Raw genomic sequence first — 26130 nt, forward strand, 5'->3', positions numbered from 1 at the left:
AAAAGCCCGCATCGCTGCGGGCTTTTTCATTCACCACCGAGGCTTAGTTGACCTTGGCGTTCAGCTCACCCTTGAGGTAGCGCTGGAACATCGCTTCCAGGGAGATCGGCTTGATCTTCGAAGCATTGCCAGCAGTACCGAAGGCTTCGTAACGAGCGATGCACACATCACGCATTGCAGTCACGGTAGCGCCGAAGAACTTGCGAGGGTCGAATTCGCTCGGGTTCTGTGCCATCAGGCGACGCATGGCACCGGTGGATGCCAGGCGCAGGTCGGTGTCGATATTAACCTTGCGTACACCGTACTTGATGCCTTCGACGATCTCTTCGACCGGCACGCCGTAGGTTTCCTTGATGTCGCCACCGTACTGGTTGATGATCGCCAGCCACTCTTGTGGAACCGAGGACGAACCGTGCATCACCAGGTGGGTGTTGGGGATGCGCTTGTGGATTTCCTTGATGCGGTCGATGGCCAGCACGTCGCCGGTAGGCGGCTTGGTGAACTTGTAGGCACCGTGGCTGGTACCGATGGCGATGGCCAGGGCGTCGACCTGGGTCTTCTTGACGAAGTCGGCGGCCTCTTCCGGATCGGTCAGCATCTGGCTGTGGTCCAGTACGCCTTCGGCACCGATGCCGTCTTCTTCACCGGCCATGCCGGTTTCCAGGGAACCCAGGCAGCCCAGCTCGCCTTCTACCGACACGCCGCAGGCGTGGGCCATGGCTACGGTCTGCTGGGTAACGCGGACGTTGTACTCGTAGTCGGTCGGAGTCTTGCCGTCTTCGCCCAGGGAGCCGTCCATCATGACCGAAGAGAAGCCCAGCTGGATGGAGCGCTGGCAAACGTCGGGGCTGGTGCCGTGGTCCTGGTGCATGCACACCGGGATGTGCGGGAATTCTTCGATCGCGGCCAGGATCAGGTGACGCAGGAACGGCGCACCGGCGTATTTGCGGGCACCGGCCGAAGCCTGGACGATCACCGGGGAGTCAGTCTTGTCAGCGGCTTCCATGATGGCGCGCATCTGCTCAAGGTTGTTGACGTTGAAGGCTGGAACGCCGTAGCCGAACTCGGCTGCGTGGTCCAGCATCTGGCGCATGCTGATGAGTGCCATTGTGTGTGTCTCTCCCGGTCGAGGGTCGTTAATCGTGCAAGCCTGCCGTAGCGGCGACTGCTATTCAAGTGATTGCAGATCGGGGGTCAACCCGGCCTGCGGATTCGTTACTTCATCAATTCCAAGGGCCCTGCGTCCCTGCAGGAGCGAGGCTTGCCCGCGATAGCGATCGGCCTGGCGACATCCATCACCAATGTCCGGGCCGCATCGCGAGCCAGCTTCGCTCCCACAGGTTCAGCATCGGTTCCCGGCCTACGGCGCTTTACAGCCGCGGCCGATCAAGTCATTGGTGGCGACCCAGTAGACCAGGCCTTCCTCACCCTTGACGTGAAACGCCAGCATGTCGTCGCTGTACAGCGTGCCCGAACCGCTAGGCTCGAGCTTCAGGCGGCGAACCTGATCGTCACCCCCCAGGCGTACGTCGACAGCCTTGCGGCTATCATCGGCGTAGCGCCAGAGCACCTGTGCCTGGCTATCGCATACCCAGGTGGTCCATTCATCGGTGGTCGGTGACTTGAGCAGGTGCAGATCAGCGCACCCGGCAAGCAGCCCCAGCATCGCCGCGGCGATCAAAGCTTTCATCGATGTTCCTCGGCCGGTGACCCAAGGGTCCCGGCCCTTCGCGTTATCCAATCTGACCCGTCAAGGGCAACCCTGTTCCCTGGCCTTTGACGGTGTCTCGTACTTCTCCAGCCCTTCAGGCCCCAGGCGCTTGTTGATCACCGGAGCCGTCTCGGCCTGCCAGTCGGCCTGGTAGCAGCCCTTTCCCGGAGGCCCGTCCTCGTCCGCCGGCTTTACCTGCGAACTGGCCGAACACCCCACGAGCCAGGCCGTGGCGAACAGCAGTGGCAATGTCTTGACCATCAGAACACTCCTTTGCCCGGCCAACGGGAGGCTCAGGCCTTGGCCCGGGCTTCCAGGACTTCGACTGCCGGCAGGACCTTGCCTTCGACGAACTCGAGGAAAGCACCGCCACCGGTAGAAATGTAGGAAATCTGCTGAGCAACGCCGTACTTGTCGATGGCGGCCAGGGTGTCGCCACCACCTGCGATGGAGAATGCCGAGCTATCGGCGATGGCCTGGGCCAGTACCTTGGTGCCGTTGCCGAACTGATCGAACTCGAACACGCCCACCGGACCGTTCCAGAGGATGGTCCTGGAGGACTTGAGCAACTCGGCGAACTGCGCCGCGGTCTGCGGACCGATGTCCAGGATCATGTCGTCGGCCGCCACGTCGGCGATCGCCTTGACGGTAGCGGCGGCAGTCTCGGCGAATTCCTTGGCCACTACCACGTCCACCGGCAGCGGTACGCTGACCTTGGCGGCAATGGCGCGGGCGGTGTCCAGCAGGTCAGGCTCGTACAGCGACTTGCCCACCGGGTGGCCGGCGGCGGCCAGGAAAGTGTTGGCGATACCCCCCCCAACGATCAGCTGGTCGCAGACCTCGCTCAGGCTGTTGAGCACGTCCAGCTTGGTGGACACCTTGGAGCCGGCGACGATCGCCGCCATCGGCTGGGCCGGGGTATCCAGGGCCTTGCCCAGGGCATCCAGTTCGGCAGCCAGCAGTGGGCCCGCGGCCGCTACCTTGGCGAACTTGGCCACGCCGTGGGTCGAACCCTCGGCACGGTGCGCGGTACCGAAGGCATCCATCACGAACACATCGCACAGGGCAGCGTACTGCTGGGCCAGCTCGTCGGCGTTCTTTTTCTCGCCCTTGTTGAAACGCACGTTTTCGAACAGCACGACGTCGCCGGCCTTGACCTCGACACCACCCAGGTAGTCGGCCACCAGCGGCACTTCGCGGCCCAGGGCGCGGCTCAGGTAGTCAGCCACCGGCTTGAGGCTGTTCTCGGCCGAAAACTCACCTTCGGTCGGACGGCCCAGGTGCGAGCAGACCATCACCGCCGCGCCTTTTTCCAGGGCCAGCTTGATGGTCGGCAGCGAAGCCAGGATCCGCGCGTCGCTGGTGACTACACCGTCCTTGACTGGGACGTTGAGGTCTTCGCGGATCAGCACGCGCTTACCTTGCAGATCGAGGTCGGTCATCTTCAACACGGTCATGGGTCGCAATTCCTGGGTTACTGAATATTAGAAGCAGGGAGTGGAGCGGCTATTTGCAGGTAATGTCCGGCAACGTCCAGCATCCGGTTGGCAAAACCCCATTCGTTGTCGAACCAGGCCAGGATGTTCACCAGCCGGGGGCCGGAAACGCGGGTCTGACTGGCATCGACGATCGCCGAATGGGGGTCATGATTGAAGTCGCAGCTGGCGTGCGGCAACTCGGTGTAGGCCAAAAGTCCCTTGAGCGGACCGCTGGTAGCGGCCTCGCGCAAGATCCGGTTGACCTCTGCGGTGTCGGTATCGCTTACCGTCTGCATGGTGATATCCAGGCAGGATACGTTGACCGTCGGCACCCGTACGGCTTTGGCCTGAATCCGCCCGGCAAGTTCCGGCAACAGTCGTTCGATACCACGGGCCAGGCCTGTGGATACCGGGATCACCGACTGGAACGCCGAACGGGTGCGGCGCAGGTCCTCGTGGTGATAGGCATCGATCACTGGCTGGTCATTCATCGCCGAATGGATGGTGGTGATCGACACGTATTCCAGGCCGATGGCCTGGTCCAGCAGGCGCAACAGCGGGACACCGCAGTTGGTGGTACAGGAGGCATTGGATACCAGCAGCTCGTCGCCGCTCAGGCAATCCTGGTTCACGCCGTAGACGATGGTGGCGTCGACATCCGACTCGCTGGCCATCGGCTGGGAAAACAGCACCCGTGGCGCGCCAGCATCGAGAAAGCGCTGGCCGTCCTCACGGGTGTGATAGGCGCCGGAACACTCCAGCACCAGGTCGATGTCCAGGGCCGCCCAATCGATGCCTTCGGGGGTGGCACTGCGCAGCACTTTCACGCAGTTGCCATTGATATGCAGACAATCGCCATCGACCGTCACCTCGCCGGGAAACCGGCCGTGGGTGGAGTCGAAGCGTGTCAGGTATTCGACGCTGGCCATATCGGCCAGGTCGTTGATGGCCACGATCTCGAACCCTGCCGCGGCCCCTCGCTCGAACAGAGCACGCAAGACGCAACGACCAATACGGCCGTAGCCGTTGAGTGCAACTTTATAGCGACGCGATTGAGGCATGGGGTTCTCGATGACCGGGGTGAATCCATCAGTGCAGCGTTAGCGGTTCGATTGTAATCGCGGGCAAGCCCCGCTCCTACAGGATCTCAGTGATCTGTAGGAGCGGGGCTTGCCCGAGAAGAACAGCAGACAACGCAACCAGCGGACTTAGTCTTCCAGCAGCTCTTCAGCCTGGCCCAGGATGTTTTCCAGGGTGAAGCCGAACTCTTCGAACAGCGCAGGCGCAGGGGCCGACTCACCATAGGTGGTCATGCCGATCACGCGGCCTTCCAGGCCCACGTACTTGTACCAGAAGTCGGCATGGGCGGCTTCGATGGCGATCCGCGCACCGACCTGCAACGGCAGTACCGATTGCTTGTAGCCGGCGTCCTGGGCGTCGAACACGCTGGAGCATGGCATGGACACCACGCGCACCTTGCGGCCTTGCTCGGTCAGCTTGTCGAAGGCTTGTACCGCCAGGCCCACTTCCGAACCCGTGGCGATCAGGATCAGTTCAGGCTCGCCTGCGCAGTCCTTCAACACGTAGCCACCGCGGCTGATGGCAGCGATCTGGGCATTGTCACGAGCCTGGTGCTGCAGGTTCTGGCGAGAGAAGATCAGCGCCGATGGGCCGTCCTTGCGCTCCAGTGCGTACTTCCAGGACACCGCCGATTCCACGGCGTCGGCTGGACGCCAGGTATCGAGGTTCGGGGTGCTGCGCAGGCTGGTCAGCTGCTCGATCGGCTGGTGGGTCGGGCCGTCTTCGCCCAGGCCGATGGAGTCGTGGGTGTAGACGTGGATGACGCGTTGCTTCATCAGCGCCGACATGCGCACCGCGTTGCGGGCGTACTCCATGAACATCAGGAAGGTCGCGCCGTAAGGCACCAGGCCGCCGTGCAGGGCCACGCCGTTCATGATGGCGGTCATGCCGAATTCGCGCACGCCGTAGTACATGTAGTTGCCGCTGGCGTCTTCGGCGCTGACGCCTTTGCAGCCTTTCCACAAGGTCAGGTTGGAACCGGCCAGGTCAGCCGAACCGCCCAGCACTTCCGGCAGCAGCGGGCCGAACGCGTTCAGGGCGTTCTGGCTGGCTTTACGGCTGGCGATGGTTTCGCCTTTGGCCGCGACTTCAGCGATGTAGGCATCGGCCTTCTCGGAGAAGTCGGCCGGCAGCTCGCCGCTCAGGCGACGGATCAGCTCGTTGGCTTCGGTCGGGAACGCGGCGGAGTAGGCAGCGAAACGCTGGTCCCACTCGGCTTCGACAGCGCGACCGGTTTCCTTGGCGTCCCACTCGGCATAGATGTCGGCAGGGATTTCGAACGGACCGTGGTTCCACTTCAGGGCTTCGCGGGTCAGGGCGATTTCCTCGGCGCCCAGTGGCGCGCCGTGGCAGTCTTCCTTGCCTTGCTTGTTCGGCGAGCCGAAACCGATGGTGGTCTTGCAGCAGATCAGGGTTGGCAGCGGGCTCTTGCGTGCAGTCTCGATGGCGGTCTTGATCTCTTCCGGATCGTGGCCATCGACGTTGCGGATCACCTGCCAGTTGTAGGCTTCGAAGCGCTTGGGGGTGTCGTCGGTGAACCAGCCTTCGACTTCGCCGTCGATGGAAATACCGTTGTCATCGTAGAAGGCGATCAGCTTGCCCAGGCCCAGGGTGCCGGCCAGGGAAGCGACTTCGTGGGAAATGCCTTCCATCATGCAGCCATCACCCAGGAACACATAGGTGTGGTGGTCGACGATGTTGTGGCCAGGGCGGTTGAACTGCGCCGCCAGGACTTTTTCCGCCAGGGCGAAGCCCACGGCATTGGCCAGGCCCTGGCCCAGCGGTCCGGTAGTGGTTTCCACGCCCGGGGTGTAGCCGAATTCCGGGTGGCCCGGGGTACGGCTGTGCAGTTGGCGGAAATTCTTCAGGTCATCGATCGAAAGATCGTAGCCGGTCAGGTGCAGCAGCGAGTAGATCAACATCGAGCCGTGGCCATTGGACAGTACGAAACGGTCGCGGTCGGCAAAGGATGGATTGCTCGGGTTGTGCTTGAGGTAGTCACGCCAAAGTACTTCGGCGATATCCGCCATGCCCATGGGGGCACCTGGATGGCCGCTGTTGGCTTTTTGCACGGCATCCATGCTGAGGGCACGAATGGCGTTGGCACGCTCACGACGGCTTGGCATCGCTGATCTCCTGGAGATTGAGTGAAAACAAAACGGAAAAAAGGCCTGCATTTTCCCTCAGGCGCCAGGCGGGGGCAATCACAGATAGTCACTCAGCAGCGTTTTTCCCACGGACATTGGCGCCAGCGACCGGCCAAACCCTGACAGCACGGCCTATAAAAGTGTCCCGCTGCTCTGGCATGGGCACCGAGCGCTGCAATATCAAAACTTTTTGATATTGGCCTTGCAGGCTGTTTCGGGCATCACTAGACTGCGTTTCCATGAACCTGCACGCACCCTCCATTGGCCAAGACGATTGCGATGACCTGGCAGCCTTGTGCAAGGCTGGCGGCGATCCCTTACGTCTCAATGTATTGCGTGCCCTGAGCAACGATTCATTCGGCGTGCTGGAACTGGCGCAGATTTTCGCCACCGGCCAGTCGGGCATGAGCCATCACCTGAAGGTCCTGGCCCAGGCCGGCCTGGTGGCCACCCGCCGCGAAGGCAATGCGATTTTCTATCGCCGTGCCCTGCCCCACACCGAACTGCTGGGTGGCAGGCTGCATTCAGCGCTGTTGGATGAAGTCGACCAATTGGCGCTACCGACCGACGTCCAGTCACGGATCGGCCTGGTGCATGGGCAGCGGGCCGCCGCCAGTGAAGATTTCTTTTCCCGGGTAGCGGAGAAATTCCGCGCCCAGCAGGACCTGATCGCGGGACTGCCCCAGTATCGCGAGAGCGTCCTGGCCTTGCTGGACAAACTGGGCTTCAAGCCCTCGGCCACGGCCATCGAGGTCGGCCCCGGCGACGGCGGCTTCCTCCCCGACCTGGCTCGGCGCTTTGCCCAGGTGACTGCCCTGGACAACAGCCCGGCGATGCTGGAACTGGCACGCCAGCTGTGCGAACGCGAAACACTGGCTAACGTCAATCTGCAATTGGCCGATGCATTGAAGGGTGTGCAGCTCAAGGCCGACTGCGTCGTGCTGAACATGGTCCTGCACCACTTCGCCGCGCCAGCCGAAGCCCTCAAGCAGATGGCGCAATTGCTGCAAGCAGGCGGCAGCCTGCTGGTAACAGACTTGTGCAGCCACAATCAGAGTTGGGCCAGAGAGGCCTGTGGTGATCTCTGGCTAGGGTTCGAACAAGATGATCTGGCCCGTTGGGCCACCGCTGCGGGACTGACTCCCGGGGACAGCCTCTATGTGGGCTTACGTAATGGTTTCCAGATCCAGGTCCGTCATTTTCAGCGACCGGCTGGCAACACTCACCATCGGTAAATTTAGGAAACCGTCGAGATGAGCGAATACTCCCTTTTCACCTCCGAGTCCGTGTCCGAAGGGCATCCGGATAAAATCGCCGACCAGATTTCCGATGCGGTACTGGACGCCATCATTGCCCAGGACAAGCACGCCCGTGTAGCGGTCGAGACCCTGGTCAAGACCGGCGTCGCCATCGTCGCGGGTGAAGTCACCACCAGTGCCTGGGTCGACCTGGAGCAGATCGTTCGCGACGTCATCTGCGACATCGGCTACACCAGCTCCGATGTCGGCTTCGACGGCGCCACTTGCGGTGTGATGAACATCATTGGCAAGCAGTCCCCCGACATCAACCAGGGGGTCGATCGCGCCAAGCCTGAAGACCAGGGCGCTGGCGACCAGGGCCTGATGTTCGGCTATGCCAGCAATGAAACCGCGGCGCTGATGCCAGCACCGATCGCTTTCTCCCACCAGCTGGTGCAACGCCAGGCCGACGCTCGCAAGTCGGGCCTGCTGCCATGGCTGCGTCCGGACGCCAAGTCCCAGGTCACCTGCCGCTATGAAAACGGCATCGTGGTGGGCATCGACGCGGTCGTGCTGTCGACCCAGCACAACCCGGAAGTTTCCTATAGCGACCTGCGCGAAGGCGTCATGGAACTGATCGTCAAGCACGTGCTGCCAGCCGAGCTGCTGCACAAGGACACCCAGTTCCACATCAACCCGACCGGCCAGTTCATCATCGGTGGCCCAGTGGGCGACTGCGGCCTGACCGGCCGCAAGATCATCGTCGACAGCTACGGCGGCATGGCCCGTCACGGCGGTGGCGCGTTCTCCGGCAAGGACCCATCCAAGGTCGACCGTTCGGCAGCCTATGCCGGTCGCTACGTGGCCAAGAACATCGTCGCTGCCGGCCTGGCCGAGCGTTGCGAGATCCAGGTGTCCTACGCCATCGGCGTCGCCCAGCCGACTTCGATCTCGCTGAACACCTTCGGCACCGGCAAGATCAGCGATGACAAGATCATCAAGCTGGTACGCGAGCACTTCGACCTGCGTCCTTACGCGATCACCACCATGCTCGACCTGCTGCACCCGATGTACCAGGAGACTGCAGCCTACGGTCACTTCGGCCGCGCTCCGCAGACCAAGACCGTGGGCGAAGACACCTTCACCACCTTCACCTGGGAAAAGACCGACCGCGCCGAGGCCCTGCGCGCCGCAGCCGGCCTGTAATCTCCCAACGCGACACCCAAGCCCCGCCCGGCTCGCCCGGCGGGGCTTTTTGTTGCCACAGATTTCCCTATCGGCTTTGAAACCCCGGCCAATACGGGACCACCTGGGCAAAACCCTCTCGCACCAGAGTGATGAAACACCCCGCAAACACCTGCTGGCGATGCCCTTTGCGCAGCCACCTAACCTTCAGGCATGACCACTCCGGGCAAGGACGCTCGCCATGCCGACCATACTCCTGCTGCTGATCTTCCTATCGACACTGGCCCAGGCCCGCTGCCCTGATTGGCCAGTACCGCAGGCTGAGCGGGAAATAGCGGCCCTGCGCCAGCAGCTCCAGCATTGGGATATCAGCTATCACCGTGATGGCCTGTCGTTGGTAGCCGACGAGCTGTACGACCAATCACGCCAGCGCCTGGAGGCCTTGCGGCGCTGCTTCCCAGGCATGCCCCTGACCCAGGAGTCGCCCCTGGCCAGCGCCCGGGGCAGCATGGCCCATCCCATTGCCCATACCGGGGTGGAAAAGCTACCCGACGCCAATGCCGTGCAGCTCTGGCTCAAGCCACGCAAGGATGTCTGGGTACAACCGAAGATCGACGGTGTCGCCGTGACCCTGATCTACCGCCAAGGCCGGCTCCAGCAGATGCTGAGCCGGGGCGATGGCCTCTACGGCCACGACTGGAGCACTGCGGCACGACGGATCCCGGCCATTCCCCAACGCTTGCCCGCCCCCCGGGACCTGGTCCTGCAGGCAGAGCTGTATCAGCGCCTGGATGATCATGTGCAAGAACGCAGCGGGAGCCGCAACGCACGCAGCCAGATAGCGGGCTGGATGGCACGCAAGCACCTGTCGAGCGCGGAGGCGGCACAAGTCGGCCTGTTCGTCTGGGATTGGCCACAAGGCCCCGATACCCAGGAAGAGCGCCTGGAGCGCCTGGCAAGCCTGGGGTTTCCCGAAGGGCGCAAGTACAGCCAGCCCATCGACGGATTCGACGAGGCCCGACAGTGGCGCGAGCATTGGTACCGCTCACCCCTTCCCTTCGCCAGCGACGGCATCATCCTGCGCCAGAGCCGGCGCCCGCCAGCCGAGCGCTGGCAGCCTCGGGCACCTCATTGGATCGCCGCCTGGAAATACCCCTATGCCCAAGCGCTGGCCAGCGTGCGCCAGGTGCAATTCAGGATTGGCCGTACCGGGCGCATTACCCCGGTACTGGAGATCGAACCGGTGACCCTGGATGACCGGCAGATCCGCCGGGTCAGCGTAGGTTCGCTGCAACGCTGGCGCACCCTGGACATCGCGCCTGGCGATCAGGTCGCGATCAGTCTCGCTGGGCTGACCATCCCGCGACTGGACGCCGTGATGCTCAGAAGCACGCAGCGCCAGGCGGTCCAGGCCCCCGCCCAGGAAGACTTCCATGCCTTGAGCTGCTGGCATCCCTCTGCCGGCTGCGAGAGCCAGTTCCTGGCGCGCCTAGGCTGGCTCAGCGGCAAGCATGGCCTTGATTTGCCCAATATCAGCGAACAGACCTGGGCCAGGCTCGTGGAAACAGGACGTATCAAGGGCCTGCTGGATTGGTTGACCCTCGATCAGGCAGAGCTTGTTAACATGGCCGGCTTCGGTGAACGCAGTGGCACTCGCCTGCTCGAAAGCCTGGCCAGCGCAAGACAAAGACCCTTCGCCCGCTGGTTGAAGGCCCTGGGCCTACCGCCCAGCGGCTCCGCCGACCTGAGTCGCCCATGGTCGGAACTGGCGCTCAAGAGTCGCCAGGATTGGCAAGGCGAAGCCATGGTTGGCGCACATCGGGCCGCACAGCTGGAGGCGTTCTTTCGCGCCCCTCACGTGCTGGCCTTGCGTGCCGTACTGAACACTGCAGGAGTCGAAGGTTTTTAACCTGTCATCCCGGGCCTGTTGAACCGCCCAGCCAGGAATGAGCTCCAACAACTCATTCCGGCATGAACCCAGTATTTTCAATTGGTTACTTTTTGATCATCTTTACCTGGAGCCTTCAATGAAAGTTTTCTCATCGCTTGCCGCCTTGAGCTTGTTCTGCCTGATGAGCGCCCCCTTGCTGGCTGCGGAGCAAACCCCGGAGTTGACCGGCTGCGCGGCCAAGCGCCAGGCCATTTCGGCCCAGATCGAACAGGCCAAGGCCCACGGCAATAGCGAGCAGCAGGCTGGCCTGGAGCGTGCCCTGGACGAGGTCACGACCCACTGCACCGATGCCTCGCTGAAAAAAGAACGGGAAAACAAGGTCCTGGATGCCAAGCACGAAGTCAGCCGACGTCAGGCAGACCTGGAAAAGGCCATGAAGAAAGGCGACTCGGAGAAGATCAACAAGCGCAAGGACAAGCTCGCCGAGTCACGCAAGGAACTGCAGCAAGCCCTGGAGGAACTGGACAAGTAATCGAGTTGATCGTGGCCACGCAGGCTGCCAGTGCAAGGCCCCATCGCGGTCCTTGCACCGAGACCTGCGGTCAGTGATTGCGGAACTCCTTATGACAGGCACTGCAGGCATCCTCGACCTTCTGTACTGCCGGCCCCAGGTTGCTGGCCTTGTAGGGCTGGACCTGGCTGACCGTCACCAGCTCACCGGTGGCCGCCTCCAGGGTGCGGGCCAATTCCTGGAACCGTGCCTGCCGACGCCAGACATCATCAGTAGCGCTGGTGTGGTCCTCTTCCTTGACCGCAGGGAAATGCTTCCAGGGCTCATGGGACAGGCTGTCCAGCTTCACGGCACCCTCGGCGAAACGCGCACCATCGAATGCAATGCGCCCGCGGAGCATGCCTCCCAGGTCCTCGCCGGTCTTGAGCATCTGCTTGAAGATTGCCTTGCGCTGACCCAAGGGGGAGTTGGGATCGACACCGCCACAGGCGGAAAGCGTCAGGCAGGCCAGCAATACAACAGAGAGTCTTTTTAACGTCATGGTGGCTTCAGGTCAGGTCACGGGAACGGCGGCCAGTATCCTCGCCTCCCGGATAAAGACCAATAGCCCTATTAACAATATGGTTTGTCCCCCGCCACAGGCGTGGGCCTTTCCCCGAAGGAAACACAGCATGAACCCGAGCTTTTCCCACTGGCGCCGCCACTGGCTCTGGACCATTCCGGCCCTGGCGCTGCTTGCCGGGTGCAATGGTGGCGGCAGCGACCAGCCACCGGCGCAACCGCAGACCCATGCACTGGCAACCTATAACAGCGCGCCCTGGGAATCACTGCCGGAGGTTGCCGACAACGACCTGCTGGCCGGCTTCGGTTCCTGGCGCAGCGCCTGCACCCGGCTCAAGGCCGATCAGGTCTGGGGCGCGACCTGCGCCGCAGCGACCAACGTAGCGCAGACCCCAGAAGCGATCCGTAGCTTTCTCAAGGAGCACCTGCAGATCTACGGCCTGCGCTCCGGAAGCGGGAGCACCACAGGCTTGATCACCGGCTATTACGAGCCGGTGTATCCCGGCAGCCTGACCCAGACCCAGGTGGCCAACGTGCCGGTCTATGGCGTGCCGGACGACATGATCGTCGTTGCCCTGGACAGCATCTACCCCGAACTCAAGGGCAAGCGCCTGCGCGGTCGTCTCGAAGGTCGGGTACTCAAGCCCTATGACGATGCCGCGAGCATCGAGAGCAAGGGCGTCAAGGCACCGGTCATCGCTTGGCTGACCGACCCCATGGACCTGCAGTTCCTGCAAGTCCAGGGCTCCGGGCGCATCCAGCTGGCTGACGGTCGCCAGCTGCGGATCGGCTATGCCGACCAGAACGGCCACCCCTACCGCCCGATCGGTCGCTGGCTGGTGGACCAGGGCGAGCTGAAGAAAGAAGACGTGACCATGGGCACCATCGCCGCCTGGGCCAAGGCCCATCCGGCACGGATTCCCGAGTTGCTGGGGAGCAACCCGAGCTATGTGTTCTTCAACCGCAACCCGGACAGCAACGAGGGGCCACGGGGGTCGCTGAACGTCCCCCTGACCTCGGGCTACAGCGTCGCCGTGGACCGCAAGGTGATTCCCCTGGGCAGCCTGTTGTGGCTGTCCACCACCCGCCCCGACGGCAGTAGCCTGGTACGCCCGGTAGCCGCCCAGGACACCGGCGGTGCGATCACCGGCGAGGTGCGCGCCGACCTGTTCTGGGGCACCGGCGATGCGGCCGGGCAACTGGCCGGCGACATGAAGCAGCCAGGCCAGATCTGGATGCTCTGGCCCAAGGGCATGCCGCTGCCCCAGGTACCGGAAGTCGCCAACGCTCCATGACGCCAGGATAACCGGCCTGCCGACAACGCGATCGGCAGGCCGGACCTGACTCACACCGAGACGAAGAAGAAGCTGGCGATCAGCCCCATGCCCACGAACCACACCAGGGAACGCAGCACGGCCCAGTCTGCCAGGTAGCAGATGATGTACAGCAGGCGACTGGTGATGAACAGCACCGCCAGCACGTTGATCGTCACCAGCTGGGCATTGCCCGCCACATGGGCCACGAGTACTGCGGCAGCAAACGCCGGAGTCACCTCGAAGCTGTTGAGCTGCGCGGCATTCGCACGCCTTGCGACGCCTTCCAGGCCGTCCAGGAAGTCACGGGGGTCATGGTTGTCCCGCAGTCCATAACGGCCAGTACCCTTGGCGACGGCCGTCCCCAGGTAAGGCAGGAAAATGGCGATCAATACACACCAGAACGCGACAGTCATTGCGCAAATCCTTTTTTAGAGTTTTTTAGGAAGTGTCTACAGCTTCATCACCAACATGCCGATCAGCACCAGGCCACAAGCCAATAGCCTGGGCCGGCCGAAGGGTTCCTTCAGGTAGCGCATGCCGAACAGCACCACCAAAATCACACTGACCTCACGCAACGCAGCGGCTTCGGCAATGGAGCCCAACTGCATGGCCCAAAGCACCAGAGCGTAGCTCAATAGCACACAGAGGCCGACGCTCAGCCCCAGCCGCCATTGCTCACGCCAGAACAGGACAAAGGCCGGACGCTTCCAGACCACCGCCACCAGGGGAAAAGGCCAGGCACTGAGCAGCGTGACCCAGGCCAGGTAATCCAGCGGACGGGACCAGCGACGCAGGGCCTGGCCGTCGATATAGGTGTAGCAACCGATACACAGGCCAATCAGCGCCACCACCGGCAACATGCTCCACGGCAAGCGTGCACCGCCACCACCCTGCCAGAGCAGGCAAAGCATGCCGAAGGGAATCAACAGGATGCCGAGTATCTGCTGGGTGCTCAGTTCCTCGCCGGCAAAAACCAGGGTCAGCGCCAGCACCACCAAGGGTGAAAGCCCGCGCATCAGCGGATAGACCAGGCCCAGGTCGCCTACTCGGTACGCCTGGATCAACAGATAGCGATATAGGAGCTCGAAGGCTGCGGAAGCCAGGATCCAGGGCCAGATCTCCATGGGCGGCCACTGCATGAACAGCACCATGACCGCCACGAACAGCAGCGCCACGCAATCCATGCAGGCCACCACCAGCACACGCTCACCACTGAACTTGATCAGGGTGTTCCATGTGGCATGCAGCAATGCTGCTATCAAGACCAGAGTCGTCGCCAACACCCCACTCCCTATCTGTCCTGGGCGCGATCACCGAAAGCCTGGGATCCTCGCATGCCCCCGGACCCGGGTGCACGGACTATTGTTCTTTTGGCAACGCTACTGCCAGGTTCGTCAGCATGGCCTTGTGCCGCGACTTTTCTTGACGCACCTGCAACGTCGCGGCCTGGCTGCGGTCAATGTGTCGATTGAACGCCAATGCCTTGTAGCGAGACCTTCTCGCCGCAGCCAACTGTGCCCCTCTCAGGCACCGGGACATCAAACCCTTGGCCTGAAAGACTTCAGGCTGTTTTTCCTGTGATCATCCAAAGGAGTCCGGATGCTTGAACTTGTCGCTGCCTTCATCTGCCTGACGACGCTGCTGACGTACGTCAATTTCCGCTTTATCGGCCTGCCGCCGACCATCGGCGTAATGGTCACCGCACTACTTTTTTCCCTGCTATTGCAGGGCCTGACCTTCCTTGGCTATCCCGGCCTCGAGGAACACATCGAGGAGTTGATCGGCAAGATCGACTTCGGCGACCTGCTGATGAACTGGATGCTGTCGTTCCTGCTGTTCGCCGGCGCCTTGCACGTCAACCTCAACGACCTGCGCAGCTATCGCTGGCCCATCGGCCTGCTGGCGACTGTCGGGGTGCTGATCGCCACGTTCGTCATCGGCAGCCTGGCCTACTGGGTCTTCGGCCTGTTCGGCTGGCACGTGAGTTTCCTCTACTGCCTGCTGTTCGGCGCGCTGATTTCCCCCACCGACCCGATCGCGGTCCTTGGGGTACTGCGTACCGCTAACGCTTCCAAGCCGCTGAAGACCACCATCGTTGGCGAATCGCTGTTCAACGACGGTACGGCGGTGGTGGTCTTCACCGTGCTGCTGGGCATCGCGCAACTGGGCGAAACCCCCACCGTAGGCGCCACCGCCTGGTTGTTCGTGCATGAAGCCATTGGCGGCGTACTGTTCGGCGGCCTGATCGGCTACCTGGTGTACCTGATGATCAAGAGCATCGAGCAGCACCAGATCGAGGTGATGCTGACCCTGGCCCTGGTGATCGGTGGGTCGGCCATGGCCAGCGAGATCCATGTCTCGGCGCCCATCGCGATGGTGGTAGCCGGCCTGATCATCGGCAACCTGGGACGCAACCTGGCGATGAACGACATGACCCGGCGCTACCTGGATGGTTTCTGGGAATTGCTGGACGACATGCTCAATGCATTGTTGTTCGCACTGATCGGCCTTGAACTGTTGCTGCTGCCATTCAACTGGCTGCACCTGGCGGCTGCCAGCCTGCTGGCAGTGGCCATCATCGCCTCGCGCCTGCTTACCGTGGCCCCGGCGATCCTGCTGTTGCGCCGCTGGCGCAGCGTGCCCCGCGGCACCATCCGCGTGCTGACCTGGGGTGGCCTGCGCGGCGGCGTCTCGGTGGCCCTGGCCCTGGCATTGCCTGCCGGCCCGGAGCGCGATTTGGTGCTGAGCATCACCTACATCGTGGTGCTGTCGTCGATCCTGCTGCAGGGCCTGACCATCGGCAAGCTGGTACGCCATGTCACCAGCGACGCGCCGAAGGCACAGGCCGAAACCCACTGACCGACGGTCCATGCGTAGCGGGCGAGCGGGTCCGCTGCGCATGGGCAAGAGGCGTCAGGCGACGGGGGCGTCGTCCTTGAACTGGTCTTTGACGTACTTGATCTCGGTACGACCATGGGGCGCCGGCAAACCATCTTCCCCCAGGTTGACGAAGACCATTTTCTCCACCGTGAGGATCGACTTGCGGGTGATCTTGTTGCGCACTTCGCACGTCAGGGTGATGGAGGTCCGGCCGAACTCGGTGGCGGTGATGCCCAGTTCGATGATGTCGCCCTGGCGCGAGGCGCTGACGAAGTTGATTTCCGAAATGTACTTGGTGACCACGCGCTGGTTGCCCAGCTGGACGATGGCGTAGATCGCCGCCTCTTCGTCGATCCAGCGCAGCAGGCTGCCGCCGAACAGCGTGCCGTTGGGGTTGAGGTCTTCGGGTTTTACCCACTTGCGGGTGTGGAAATTCATGTTCACTCCTGACCGTCCTGCCATTTGATGCCCGGCATGATGGCAGACCGGGCAGCCGTGCTCTATGCAACCTCGACTATGGTCTCGATTGAGGAACTTCATCCAGGCCGCAGAAACACTTTGGGAAGTCTGGCCCAGCCAGCTATAATCGCCACCGTTTCGAAACGGTCATCTACCCTTGATACCGTTTTCCCGCCACCTGTCCGAGGGGCGCTGCAGCAGGCTCGGCCTGTCAGGCTCGGATGGGGCGTTGTCGGCACGGGACTTCCCGTACGGACACTAAACGCACAACGGCGCCCATTCGCACATTACGAATGGAGGCTCTTCATGAGCGCTGTCAACACGCCTGCAGATTTTACCGATTACAAAGTCGCCGACATTTCCCTGGCTGCCTGGGGCCGCCGCGAAACCATCATCGCCGAGTCGGAAATGCCGGCCCTGATGGGTCTGCGTCGCAAGTACCTGGCTGAACAGCCGCTCAAGGGTGCGAAAATCCTCGGCTGCATCCACATGACTATCCAGACCGCCGTGCTGATCGAGACCCTGGTTGCCCTGGGTGCCGAGGTTCGCTGGTCGTCCTGCAACATCTTCTCGACCCAGGACCAGGCCGCTGCCTCCATCGCCGCCGCCGGTATCCCGGTCTTCGCCTGGAAAGGCGAGACCGAGCAAGAGTACGAGTGGTGCCTGGAGCAGACCATCCTCAAGGACGGCAAGCCTTGGGACGCCAACATGATCCTCGACGACGGCGGCGACCTGACCGAGCTGCTGCACAAGAAATACCCTGCCGTCCTGGAACGCGTCCACGGCGTGACCGAAGAAACCACCACCGGCGTGCACCGCCTGCTGGACATGCTGGCCAAGGGCGAGCTGAAGGTTCCTGCGATCAACGTCAACGACTCGGTGACCAAGAGCAAGAACGACAACAAGTACGGCTGCCGTCACAGCCTGAACGACGCCATCAAGCGTGGTACCGACCACCTGCTGTCCGGCAAGCAAGCCCTGGTGATCGGCTACGGTGACGTGGGCAAAGGCTCGGCCCAGTCCCTGCGCCAGGAAGGCATGATCGTCAAGGTCACCGAAGTCGACCCGATCTGCGCCATGCAAGCCTGTATGGACGGTTTCGAGCTGGTCTCGCCGTTCATCGACGGTATCAACAACGGTACCGAAGCGAGCATCAACAAAGACCTGCTGGGCAAGATCGACCTGATCGTGACCACCACCGGTAACGTCAATGTTTGCGACGCGAACATGCTCAAGGCCCTGAAGAAGCGCGCCGTGGTCTGCAACATCGGTCACTTCGACAACGAGATCGACACCGCTTTCATGCGCAAGAACTGGGCATGGGAAGAAGTGAAGCCGCAGGTACACAAGATCCACCGTACCGGCCACGGCGATTTCGACCCACAGAACGATGACTACCTGATCCTGCTGGCCGAAGGTCGCCTGGTGAACCTGGGTAACGCCACCGGCCACCCAAGCCGCATCATGGACGGTTCGTTCGCCAACCAGGTCCTGGCCCAGATCTTCCTGTTCGGCCAGAAGTACGCCGACCTGTCGCCAGCCCAGAAAGCCGAGCGCCTGACTGTTGAAGTGCTGCCCAAGAAGCTCGACGAAGAAGTGGCCCTGGAAATGGTTCGCGGCTTCGGTGGCGTGGTCACTCAGCTGACCAAGCAACAGGCCGACTACATCGGCGTAACCGTCGAAGGCCCGTTCAAGCCGCACGCTTACCGGTACTAAGAGCAGCTGCAAGCTTTGAGCTTCAAGCGGCAAGTAAAGGCCAAAAGCCGACCTTGCCGCACGAAGCCCGCGGCTTCGCCCCAATTTGCCAAAACAGTGTCAGGCTCCAGGCTCCAGGCACAAGAGACGAGCGCACCTCCGCTTCTCTTGCCGCTCGCAGCTTGCAGCTTGTAGCTGGAGGTTCCCTCCATGTCCCAAGACCGTCGCTACAGCTTCGAGTTCTTCCCCACCAAGACCGATGCTGGACATGAAAAACTGCTCGCCACTGCCCGCCAGCTGGCCAGCTGCAATCCTGACTTCTTCTCCTGCACCTACGGTGCCGGCGGCTCGACTCGCGATCGTACGGTCAATACCGTGCTGCAGCTGGAGAGCGAAGTAAAAGTCCCCTCGGCACCACACCTGTCCTGTGTCGGCGACAGCAAGGACGACCTGCGCGGCCTGCTGCAGCAATACCAGGCGGCCGGCATCAAGCGCATCGTCGCCCTGCGCGGCGACCTGCCTTCGGGCATGGGCATGGCCAGCGGCGAGCTGCGCCACGCCAACGACCTGGTGGCGTTCATTCGCGAAGAGACCGGCAGTCACTTCCATATCGAAGTCGCGGCGTACCCGGAAATGCACCCGCAGGCCCGCAATTTCGAGGACGACCTGCAAAATTTCGTGCGCAAGGCCAACGCCGGTGCCGACAGCGCGATCACCCAGTACTTCTTCAACGCCGACAGCTACTTCTACTTCGTCGATCGTGTACAGAAGATGGGGGTTAACATCCCGATCGTGCCGGGCATCATGCCGATCACCAACTACAGCAAGCTAGCGCGTTTCTCCGACGCCTGCGGCGCCGAGATCCCCCGCTGGATCCGCAAGCAACTGGAGGCCTACGGTGACGACAGCGCCAGCATCCAGGCGTTTGGCGAGCAAGCCATCAGCGAAATGTGCGAGCGCCTGCTGCAAGGTGGCGCACCAGGGTTGCACTTCTACACCCTGAACCAGGCTGATCCGAGCCTGGCGATCTGGAACAACCTGAAGCTGCCACGCTGACCCGCAATACCCGATGAGGCCCCAGTGTGAACAGGGGCCTTTTCATTGGTGCCAGGCCTGCTCTAGAGCGCCTGGAACCGCCCCTAGCATTTGCATGATCTCTCGGCGTACTCTCCAGCAATGTCCGTTATCGCCCAATTGCTGACAGCCCTACTCTGCGCTTGCCTGAGCCTTACCGCCCATGGCGAGAAGCTGCGCATCGTCACCGAACCCTGGGCCCCTTATGTCTATGAGGAAAACGGCAAGACCCTGGGGCTGGACTACGAAACCACCGCCATTGTCTTCCAGCGCCTGGGCATCGAGGTGGAATGGCAGTTCCTGCCCTGGAAACGCTGCCTGGCGATGCTGGAGACCGGCCAGGCCGACGGCGCCCTGGACATTTTCCACAGCGACCAGCGCGACAGCACCCTGCTCTACCCCAGCGAAGCGCTGTCCGAAGTCGAATTCGTGATGTTCTACGCCAACCGGTATCCGCATCCGTTCAAGCAACTCAAGGAACTCAAAGGCCTGACCATCGGCACCTCGCCCGGCTACCTGTACAGCGACGACTTCAGCAACTCCACCCTGTTCAATCGTGAACCTGCACCGACCCACGAGGCCAACTTCGGCAAGTTGCTGCTGGGACGGATCGACCTGCTGATCACCGACCGACGGGTTGGCCAACACCTATTGGACACCCTGGGCATCCGCGACCAGATCAGCCAGAATCCGCTGGTCATCAGCCGTCAGAACCAATACCTGGCCGTACGCCGCAACGCTGGCATGGATCTGCTGGTGCAACGCTTTGGCGCCGAACTCAAGCGGTTCAAGCGCGAACCGGCCTACGCTGAATTGAGAGCCAAGTACGGGGCGGAACCCGTCTTGCCACCGGTCAGATCGTCTTCGACTCGCGAGTCGGGAAAAACCGTTGAGCAGCAGGAAAGCAGCGGACACTAAATGCTCTGCTATACTCCGGCCTCCCGCCAGGCTCACGCCCGGACGCTGGACCCTGTTCAAGGCATCTCCACCACGCTACGGCGCAGCCAGCCGGCCCCGCGCGAGCCTTTGGTGGATGGCTCTTCAGGCCAGCAGGACCGGACGGGATTGCGTCCTCTTGAACGCCATTCGCGCCAGGCAAGATTATCCCTTTGGGCCAAGCCCTCACTAAAACAGGATTACTCATGTCCTTTGCTTCCCTCGGTCTCTCCGAGGCTTTAGTCGGCGCTATCGAAGCAGCCGGCTATACCCAGCCTACTCCGGTGCAACAGCGGGCCATTCCCGCCGTGTTGCAAGGTCGCGATCTGATGGTTGCGGCACAGACAGGTACTGGTAAAACCGGCGGTTTCGCCCTCCCGATCCTGGAGCGGCTGTTTCCCAACGGTCATCCGGACAAATCCCAGCGCCATGGCCCACGCCAACCCCGCGTCCTGGTCCTGACCCCGACCCGCGAACTGGCCGCGCAGGTGCATGACAGCTTCAAGCTGTACGCCCGCGACCTGAAGTTCGTCAGTGCCTGCATCTTTGGTGGTGTCGGCATGAACCCGCAGGTCCAGGCCATGGCCCGTGGCGTCGACGTGCTGGTGGCGTGCCCCGGCCGCCTGCTGGACCTGGCAGGCCAGGGCAGCATCGACCTGTCCCACGTGGAAATCCTGGTCCTGGACGAAGCCGACCGCATGCTCGACATGGGCTTCGTCCATGACGTCAAGAAGGTCCTTGCCCGCCTCCCGGCCAAGCGCCAGAACCTGCTGTTCTCCGCGACCTTCTCCAAGGACATCACGGACCTGGCCAGCAAGCTGCTGCATGACCCGGAGCGGATCGAAGTCACGCCGCCGAACACCACGGTCGAGCGGATCGAGCAGCGGGTCTTCCGTTTGCCGGCCAGCCACAAGCGGGCACTGCTGGCACACCTGATCACCGCTGGTGCCTGGGAACAGGTCCTGGTGTTCACCCGTACCAAGCACGGCGCCAACCGCCTGGCCGAGTACCTGGACAAGCATGGCCTGAGCGCCATGGCGATCCACGGCAACAAGAGCCAGAACGCCCGCACCAAGGCCCTGGCCGACTTCAAGGCCGGCGAAGTGCGGATCCTGGTGGCCACCGATATCGCCGCCCGCGGCCTGGATATCGACCAACTGCCCCACGTGGTCAACTTCGAACTGCCCAACGTCGATGAAGACTACGTCCACCGCATCGGCCGTACTGGCCGGGCCGGTCGTTCGGGCGAAGCCATCTCGCTGGTGGCCCCGGACGAAGAGAAGCTGCTCAAGAGCATCGAGCGCATGACCAAGCAGAAGATCGCCGACGGCGACCTGATGGGCTTCGATGCCAGCGCGGTGGAAGCCGAGAAGCCGGAAGTGCGCGAGCGTCCGGACACCCGTAATTCGCGCAGCGCCCGCGCCCCTCGCGGCGATAACCCGAACGGTGGCGGCGGTGGCCGCAAGGACAAGGGCAAGGACAAGGGCGGTAAAGACAAACCAGCCCGCGGAGAACGCCAGCCCCGCGAGCAGAAGCCTCGCGAGAATGCCGCTTCGCGCGAGCAGCGCCAGCCGACTCCTCGCCCTGACCGGGCACCGGACGAATTCCTCGACGACGACGTGGACAACTTCGGCAACCGCGCCGACTACGTCAGCCCCTACCAGAACAAGGGCAACCAGCAAGGCCGCGGCCGTCGTCCCGGTGCCCCGAGCCAGGGCCAGGGCGCCGGAGGCAATGCCCCCCGTGGTGGTGGCCAGGGTCGCAGTGGCAACCCGCGCAATGGTGGTGGCGGTGGTAGTGCCAGCAACAGCAACGGCGGCACGCCGGCCAAACGCAACGGCCCGCGCAGTGGCGCTTCCCGTGATGGCCAAGGCCGTCGCGACGAATCGCGTAACCGTCGTGGCCGTGACGACCAGGGCCGCCAGGAGCCAGCGGTGCAGAACCCTCGGAGCGTCCAGCCGAAGATCATGCACAAGGAGTCCAAGGTCGATCGCTTCCCGACGCCTGAACAGCTCGACCAGCTGCCAAGCCGCCCACGGGGCGAAAAACCAGCGCTGCTGACGCGTAACCGCTAAGCGAGCTGCAATGCAAAACGCCCCGGTTCGTGAGATCCGGGGCGTTTTTGCTGGTGTACGGGAAACTACGGCCAGGCGATAAAAAACGCCCCCGGTTTTGGGCCGGGGGCGTTTTCTTGTGCGTGCCATGGGGGCGAACGCGCCAATGGCAACAGCCTGCAGCAGCGGCTACAGGCGAAGCATTACTTGGCTTTCACACCTTCGAAGGTGATGTACAGGTCGACGTTGTTGGACGCCGGGCCCAGGTCCATCATCTTGCCGAAGTCCTGGCGATTGATGCTGGTGGTGCCTTCGAAGCCAGCGCGGTAGCCGCCCCATGGATCCTTGCCTTCACCCAGGAAGGTGGCCTTGACCACTACAGGCTTGGTCACGCCATGCAGGGTCAGGTCGCCGGCTACGTCAGCGGTCAGCTTGCCATCGGCGTTCTTGCCGGTAGGCTTGACGCTGGTGGAGACGAACTTGGCGTCGGCAAACTTGCCAGCGTCCAGGAAGTCCTTGCTGGTGATGTGCTTGTCGCGCTCGGCGTGGTTGGTGAACACGCTGGCGGTGCGCACGTTGACTTCGATCTTGGCGTCTTCAGGCTTGGCCGCGTCGAAGCTGAACTTGCCGTCCAGGTCCTTGAAGGTACCGGTGATGAAGCTGTAGCCCAGGTGGCTTATCTTGAAGTCGACGAAGGCGTGCTGGCCTTCCTTGTCGATTACGTAGTCCGCTGCCATCACTTGACCGGCCGCCAATACAGCAGATCCGATTGCCAGAGCGGCGAGAGTCTTTTTCAACATGCTTTCTATTCCTTTCGAGTCAAGGTTGAACATCAGGCTTTGCGGCCCAGCATACGAGTCAGGGTCGCATCACGATCGATAAAGTGGTGCTTCAAGGCAGCCAGTCCATGGATGCCGGCAAAGACTACCAGCACCCAGGCCAGGTACAAATGCACCACACCTGCTACATCTGCCTGGTCCGGTAGTCCGGATACCAGGGCAGGAATTTCGAACAAGCCGAACACCGGGATACCCACGCCGTCGGCAGTGGAGATCAGGTAGCCGGCGATCATCACCGCGAACAGGCCCAGGTACAGGAACGCATGTCCCAGCTTGGCCCCCAGGCGCGTCAGAGGTCCATGATTGGCCGGTGCCGGTGGCGGTGGGCTGACCAACCGCCACAACACCCGCAACAACATGATTGCAAACAGTGTCAGGCCAATGCTCTTGTGCAGGTCCGGTGCGTCTTTGCGCCAGGTGCTGTAGTAGTCGAGGCCGACCATCCACAGGCCCAGGGCAAACAACCCGAACACCGCCAGGGCAACGCCCCAGTGCAGCACAATGCTGACCCAGCCGTAGCGCGAAGAAGAATTACGTAACTGCATTGACTTGCATCCTGTAAGAAACGCTGACCAAGACTAGCGATTTACCTATCGAATTAAAGCGGAAATTTTCGCTTTGAAATATCGAGAAAAACGATCGATAGTCTGGACTGAGCGAGTTAAGTAAAGATTAAGCCCCCCACGTGCCTTGCCGGCCACCTCCTCTTCCAGTGCCTTGTCCCCTTTTGCCTGCGTCTTTGCTCGAGTGCACCACCTCGCACAACAGGTTGTCCCACGGCCATGCATTGCATAGGCTTGCCCGATCGTTTGCCCGCGTTTTTCGCGAGCGCCTCCAGGAGACTGTACATGGGCCTGAATAACCAGTGGATGCAACGCGACCTCGCGGTGTTGTGGCATCCCTGCACCCAGATGAAAGACCACGAACAACTGCCGTTGATCCCGATCCGGCGTGGCGAAGGCGTCTGGCTGGAAGATTTCGAGGGCAAACGCTACCTGGACGCCGTCAGCTCCTGGTGGGTCAACGTGTTCGGCCACGCCAACCCGCGCATCAACCAACGCATCAAGGACCAGGTCGACCAACTCGAACACGTGATCCTGGCGGGCTTCAGCCACCAACCGGCGATCGAGCTGTCCGAGCGCCTGGTGGCCATGACTCCCGCCGGACTGGACCGGGTGTTCTATGCCGACAACGGCTCGTCGTGCATCGAAGTGGCGCTGAAGATGAGCTTCCACTACTGGCAGAACACCGGCAAACCGGCGAAGAAGCGCTTCGTCACCCTGACCAACAGCTACCACGGCGAGACCATCGCCGCCATGTCGGTGGGCGACGTGCCGCTGTTCACCGAGACCTACAAGGCCCTGCTGCTGGACACCATCAAGGTGCCCAGCCCCGACTGCTACCACCGCCCCGAAGGCATGGGCTGGGAAGAACACTCGCGCAACATGTTCGCCGCCATGGAACAGACCCTGGCCGAACACCACGAGACGATCTCGGCAGTGATCGTCGAGCCGCTGATCCAGGGCGCCGGCGGCATGCGCATGTACCACCCGGTGTACCTCAAGCTGCTGCGCGAGGCCTGCGATCGCTACGACGTGCACCTGATCCATGACGAGATCGCCGTGGGCTTCGGCCGCACCGGCACGATGTTCGCCTGCGAGCAGGCCGGCATCCGTCCGGACTTCCTGTGCCTGTCCAAGGCCCTGACCGGCGGCTACCTGCCCCTGGCCGCCTGCCTGACCACCAACAAGGTGTACCAGGCGTTCTACGACGACTACCCGACCCTGCGGGCCTTCCTCCACTCCCACAGCTACACCGGCAACCCGCTGGCCTGTGCTGCGGCGCTGGCGACCCTGGATATCTTCGAACAGGACAACGTGATCCAGGCCAACCAGGCCCTGGCTGCGCGCATGGCCAGCGCCACCGCGCACCTGGCCGATCACGCCCACGTCGCCGAGATCCGCCAGACCGGCATGGCGCTGGCCATCGAGATGGTCCAGGACAAGGCCAGCAAGGCCGCCTACCCCTGGCAGGAACGCCGTGGCCTGAAGGTCTTCGAGCACGCCCTGAGCCGTGGTGCCCTGCTGCGCCCGCTGGGCAGCGTGGTGTACTTCCTGCCGCCCTACGTGATCACCCCGGAGCAGATCGACTTCCTCGCCGAAGTAGCCAGCGAAGGCATCGACATCGCCACCCGGGACAGCGTCAGCATGGCAGTGCCCAAGGACTTCCACCCGGGCTTTCGCGACCCGGGCTGAGACCCGCCCGAGCGTGGCCGCACAGGCCACGCACCCGCACACCCCATCGATCCGACTTCAACAGAGACCGCAGATGAGATTGTCCCGCTTCTTTATCGACACCCCCCTGAGCCTTGGCGAGCACGAGCTGCCCGAAGCCCAGGCCCACTACATCGCACGGGTGCTGCGCATGGCCGAGGGCGATGCGTTGCAGGTGTTCGACGGTTCGGGGCAGGAATTTCGCGGCACCCTGGTGGAGGTGGGCAAGAAGCGCGTGCGGATCAGCCTCGACGAGAGCTTCGCCGGCCAGCCCGAGTCGCCGCTGCATATCCACCTGGGCCAGGGCCTGTCCCGTGGCGAACGCATGGATTGGGCGATCCAGAAAGCCACCGAGCTGGGTGTCGACCAGATCACCCCGATCTTCAGCGAACGCTGCGAGGTGCGCCTCAAGGATGAACGGGCCGACAAGCGCCTGCTGCATTGGCGCCAGGTGGCCATCAGCGCCTGCGAGCAATGCGGGCGTTCCAAGGTCCCGGTGATCCACCCGCCACTGTTGCTGGCGGACTGGCTCAAGCAGACCGCTGCCGACCTCAAGCTGGTGCTGCACCCAGTGGCCCAGCCACTGGAAAGCCACGCCCGCCCGGGGACCCTGGCCTTCCTGATCGGCCCCGAGGGCGGCCTGTCCGACGCCGAAGTCGAACAGGCCCAGGGCACCGGTTTCCTGCCGGCGCGCCTGGGTCCACGGGTACTGCGTACGGAAACCGCGCCAGTGGTAGCCCTAGCCGTGGCCCAGCAGCTCTGGGGCGACTTCTAGCCCGTTCTCGGCCCATCGCCGGTAAGC

24 protein-coding genes and 1 riboswitch are annotated in these 26130 nt (G+C 62.6%); of the genes, 12 read left to right on the forward strand and 12 right to left on the reverse strand.

All coding sequences use genetic code 11. The features are described 5' to 3' along the window. Nucleotides 1-43: 43 nt before the first annotated feature. From fba to tkt, 6 genes are all read right to left on the reverse strand, one after another. A complete protein-coding gene (gene fba, locus ATY02_RS34225; RefSeq protein ID WP_068576753.1) occupies nucleotides 44-1108 on the reverse strand; it encodes a class II fructose-bisphosphate aldolase in 1065 nt (354 codons plus the stop codon). 252 nt (nucleotides 1109-1360) lie between these two features. Next, complete coding sequence (locus ATY02_RS34230) at nucleotides 1361-1690, reverse strand: MliC family protein (RefSeq protein WP_068576751.1); 330 nt, start codon at nucleotides 1688-1690, stop codon at nucleotides 1361-1363. 60 nt (nucleotides 1691-1750) lie between these two features. After that, on the reverse strand, nucleotides 1751-1972 hold the full coding sequence (locus tag ATY02_RS34235; protein ID WP_068576749.1) for a hypothetical protein: 222 nt from the start codon (nucleotides 1970-1972) through the stop codon (nucleotides 1751-1753). A gap of 32 nt (nucleotides 1973-2004) precedes the next feature. Next, nucleotides 2005-3168 (reverse strand): phosphoglycerate kinase, encoded by a 1164-nt coding sequence (locus ATY02_RS34240; RefSeq protein ID WP_068576747.1) that lies wholly within the window; start codon nucleotides 3166-3168, stop codon nucleotides 2005-2007. A gap of 17 nt (nucleotides 3169-3185) precedes the next feature. Then, nucleotides 3186-4250, reverse strand: a complete 1065-nt coding sequence (gene epd / locus ATY02_RS34245; RefSeq protein ID WP_068576746.1) for an erythrose-4-phosphate dehydrogenase — start codon at nucleotides 4248-4250, stop codon at nucleotides 3186-3188. A 147-nt stretch (nucleotides 4251-4397) separates the two neighbouring features. Next, a complete protein-coding gene (gene tkt / locus ATY02_RS34250) occupies nucleotides 4398-6395 on the reverse strand; it encodes a transketolase (RefSeq protein ID WP_068576743.1) in 1998 nt (665 codons plus the stop codon). 260 nt (nucleotides 6396-6655) lie between these two features. Here tkt and ATY02_RS34255 point away from each other — a divergent pair, with 260 nt between their 5' ends. From ATY02_RS34255 to ATY02_RS34270, 4 genes are all read left to right on the forward strand, one after another. Continuing rightward, the gene (locus ATY02_RS34255) at nucleotides 6656-7651 is read left to right on the forward strand and encodes an ArsR/SmtB family transcription factor (RefSeq protein ID WP_068576741.1); all 996 of its coding nucleotides are present in this window, start codon (nucleotides 6656-6658) and stop codon (nucleotides 7649-7651) included. A gap of 18 nt (nucleotides 7652-7669) precedes the next feature. Next, the gene (gene metK, locus ATY02_RS34260; protein ID WP_068576739.1) at nucleotides 7670-8860 is read left to right on the forward strand and encodes a methionine adenosyltransferase; all 1191 of its coding nucleotides are present in this window, start codon (nucleotides 7670-7672) and stop codon (nucleotides 8858-8860) included. 220 nt (nucleotides 8861-9080) lie between these two features. Beyond that, nucleotides 9081-10748, forward strand: a complete 1668-nt coding sequence (ligB, locus tag ATY02_RS34265) for an NAD-dependent DNA ligase LigB (RefSeq protein WP_068576738.1) — start codon at nucleotides 9081-9083, stop codon at nucleotides 10746-10748. A gap of 118 nt (nucleotides 10749-10866) precedes the next feature. Further along, complete coding sequence (locus ATY02_RS34270; protein WP_068576736.1) at nucleotides 10867-11262, forward strand: DUF1090 domain-containing protein; 396 nt, start codon at nucleotides 10867-10869, stop codon at nucleotides 11260-11262. Nucleotides 11263-11332: 70 nt separating this feature from the next. On the opposite strand, the gene ATY02_RS34275 is transcribed toward ATY02_RS34270, so the two are convergent. After that, nucleotides 11333-11782, reverse strand: a complete 450-nt coding sequence (locus tag ATY02_RS34275) for a c-type cytochrome (RefSeq protein ID WP_068576734.1) — start codon at nucleotides 11780-11782, stop codon at nucleotides 11333-11335. Nucleotides 11783-11912: 130 nt separating this feature from the next. Between ATY02_RS34275 and ATY02_RS34280 the strand changes: the two genes are divergently transcribed. Continuing rightward, the gene (locus tag ATY02_RS34280; RefSeq protein ID WP_068576732.1) at nucleotides 11913-13097 is read left to right on the forward strand and encodes a murein transglycosylase A; all 1185 of its coding nucleotides are present in this window, start codon (nucleotides 11913-11915) and stop codon (nucleotides 13095-13097) included. A gap of 50 nt (nucleotides 13098-13147) precedes the next feature. Here ATY02_RS34280 and ATY02_RS34285 read toward each other — a convergent pair whose 3' ends face one another. Beyond that, entirely contained in the window at nucleotides 13148-13531 is a 384-nt protein-coding gene (locus ATY02_RS34285) for an MAPEG family protein (protein ID WP_068576730.1), read from the reverse strand. 36 nt (nucleotides 13532-13567) lie between these two features. Further along, on the reverse strand, nucleotides 13568-14401 hold the full coding sequence (locus ATY02_RS34290; protein ID WP_068576728.1) for an EamA family transporter: 834 nt from the start codon (nucleotides 14399-14401) through the stop codon (nucleotides 13568-13570). Between the two features lie 316 nt (nucleotides 14402-14717). Between ATY02_RS34290 and ATY02_RS34295 the strand changes: the two genes are divergently transcribed. After that, entirely contained in the window at nucleotides 14718-15977 is a 1260-nt protein-coding gene (locus ATY02_RS34295; protein ID WP_068576723.1) for a cation:proton antiporter, read from the forward strand. A 54-nt stretch (nucleotides 15978-16031) separates the two neighbouring features. On the opposite strand, the gene ATY02_RS34300 is transcribed toward ATY02_RS34295, so the two are convergent. After that, entirely contained in the window at nucleotides 16032-16436 is a 405-nt protein-coding gene (locus tag ATY02_RS34300) for an acyl-CoA thioesterase (RefSeq protein WP_068576722.1), read from the reverse strand. A gap of 199 nt (nucleotides 16437-16635) precedes the next feature. Next, nucleotides 16636-16742: riboswitch (S-adenosyl-L-homocysteine riboswitch) on the forward strand. Nucleotides 16743-16763: 21 nt separating this feature from the next. On the opposite strand from ATY02_RS34300, the gene ahcY reads away from it, so the two are divergent. The 4 genes from ahcY to ATY02_RS34320 all read left to right on the forward strand — a co-directional run bounded on the left by ahcY (nucleotide 16764) and on the right by ATY02_RS34320 (nucleotide 22237). Further along, on the forward strand, nucleotides 16764-18173 hold the full coding sequence (gene ahcY / locus ATY02_RS34305) for an adenosylhomocysteinase (RefSeq protein ID WP_068576721.1): 1410 nt from the start codon (nucleotides 16764-16766) through the stop codon (nucleotides 18171-18173). Between the two features lie 189 nt (nucleotides 18174-18362). Beyond that, on the forward strand, nucleotides 18363-19208 hold the full coding sequence (metF, locus tag ATY02_RS34310) for a methylenetetrahydrofolate reductase [NAD(P)H] (RefSeq protein ID WP_068576719.1): 846 nt from the start codon (nucleotides 18363-18365) through the stop codon (nucleotides 19206-19208). Nucleotides 19209-19328: 120 nt separating this feature from the next. Further along, nucleotides 19329-20144 (forward strand): substrate-binding periplasmic protein, encoded by an 816-nt coding sequence (locus ATY02_RS34315; protein WP_068576718.1) that lies wholly within the window; start codon nucleotides 19329-19331, stop codon nucleotides 20142-20144. A 224-nt stretch (nucleotides 20145-20368) separates the two neighbouring features. Beyond that, nucleotides 20369-22237 carry a DEAD/DEAH box helicase gene (locus ATY02_RS34320; protein ID WP_068576716.1) on the forward strand — a complete coding sequence of 623 codons (1869 nt, stop codon included), beginning with the start codon at nucleotides 20369-20371 and terminating at the stop codon, nucleotides 22235-22237. Between the two features lie 182 nt (nucleotides 22238-22419). Here ATY02_RS34320 and ATY02_RS34325 read toward each other — a convergent pair whose 3' ends face one another. After that, on the reverse strand, nucleotides 22420-23016 hold the full coding sequence (locus ATY02_RS34325; protein WP_031320659.1) for a YceI family protein: 597 nt from the start codon (nucleotides 23014-23016) through the stop codon (nucleotides 22420-22422). A gap of 32 nt (nucleotides 23017-23048) precedes the next feature. Next, the gene (locus ATY02_RS34330; protein WP_068576713.1) at nucleotides 23049-23600 is read right to left on the reverse strand and encodes a cytochrome b; all 552 of its coding nucleotides are present in this window, start codon (nucleotides 23598-23600) and stop codon (nucleotides 23049-23051) included. A gap of 303 nt (nucleotides 23601-23903) precedes the next feature. Between ATY02_RS34330 and ATY02_RS34335 the strand changes: the two genes are divergently transcribed. Beyond that, nucleotides 23904-25310, forward strand: coding sequence for an adenosylmethionine--8-amino-7-oxononanoate transaminase (locus ATY02_RS34335; protein WP_068576712.1), 1407 nt, complete (start codon nucleotides 23904-23906; stop codon nucleotides 25308-25310). Between the two features lie 73 nt (nucleotides 25311-25383). Next, nucleotides 25384-26103 (forward strand): 16S rRNA (uracil(1498)-N(3))-methyltransferase, encoded by a 720-nt coding sequence (locus ATY02_RS34340; protein WP_068576710.1) that lies wholly within the window; start codon nucleotides 25384-25386, stop codon nucleotides 26101-26103. Nucleotides 26104-26130 lie beyond the last annotated feature (27 nt).

This window comes from Pseudomonas sp. BIOMIG1BAC, from assembly GCF_001705995.2.
Classification (GTDB): Bacteria; Pseudomonadota; Gammaproteobacteria; order Pseudomonadales; family Pseudomonadaceae; genus Aquipseudomonas; species Aquipseudomonas sessilinigenes.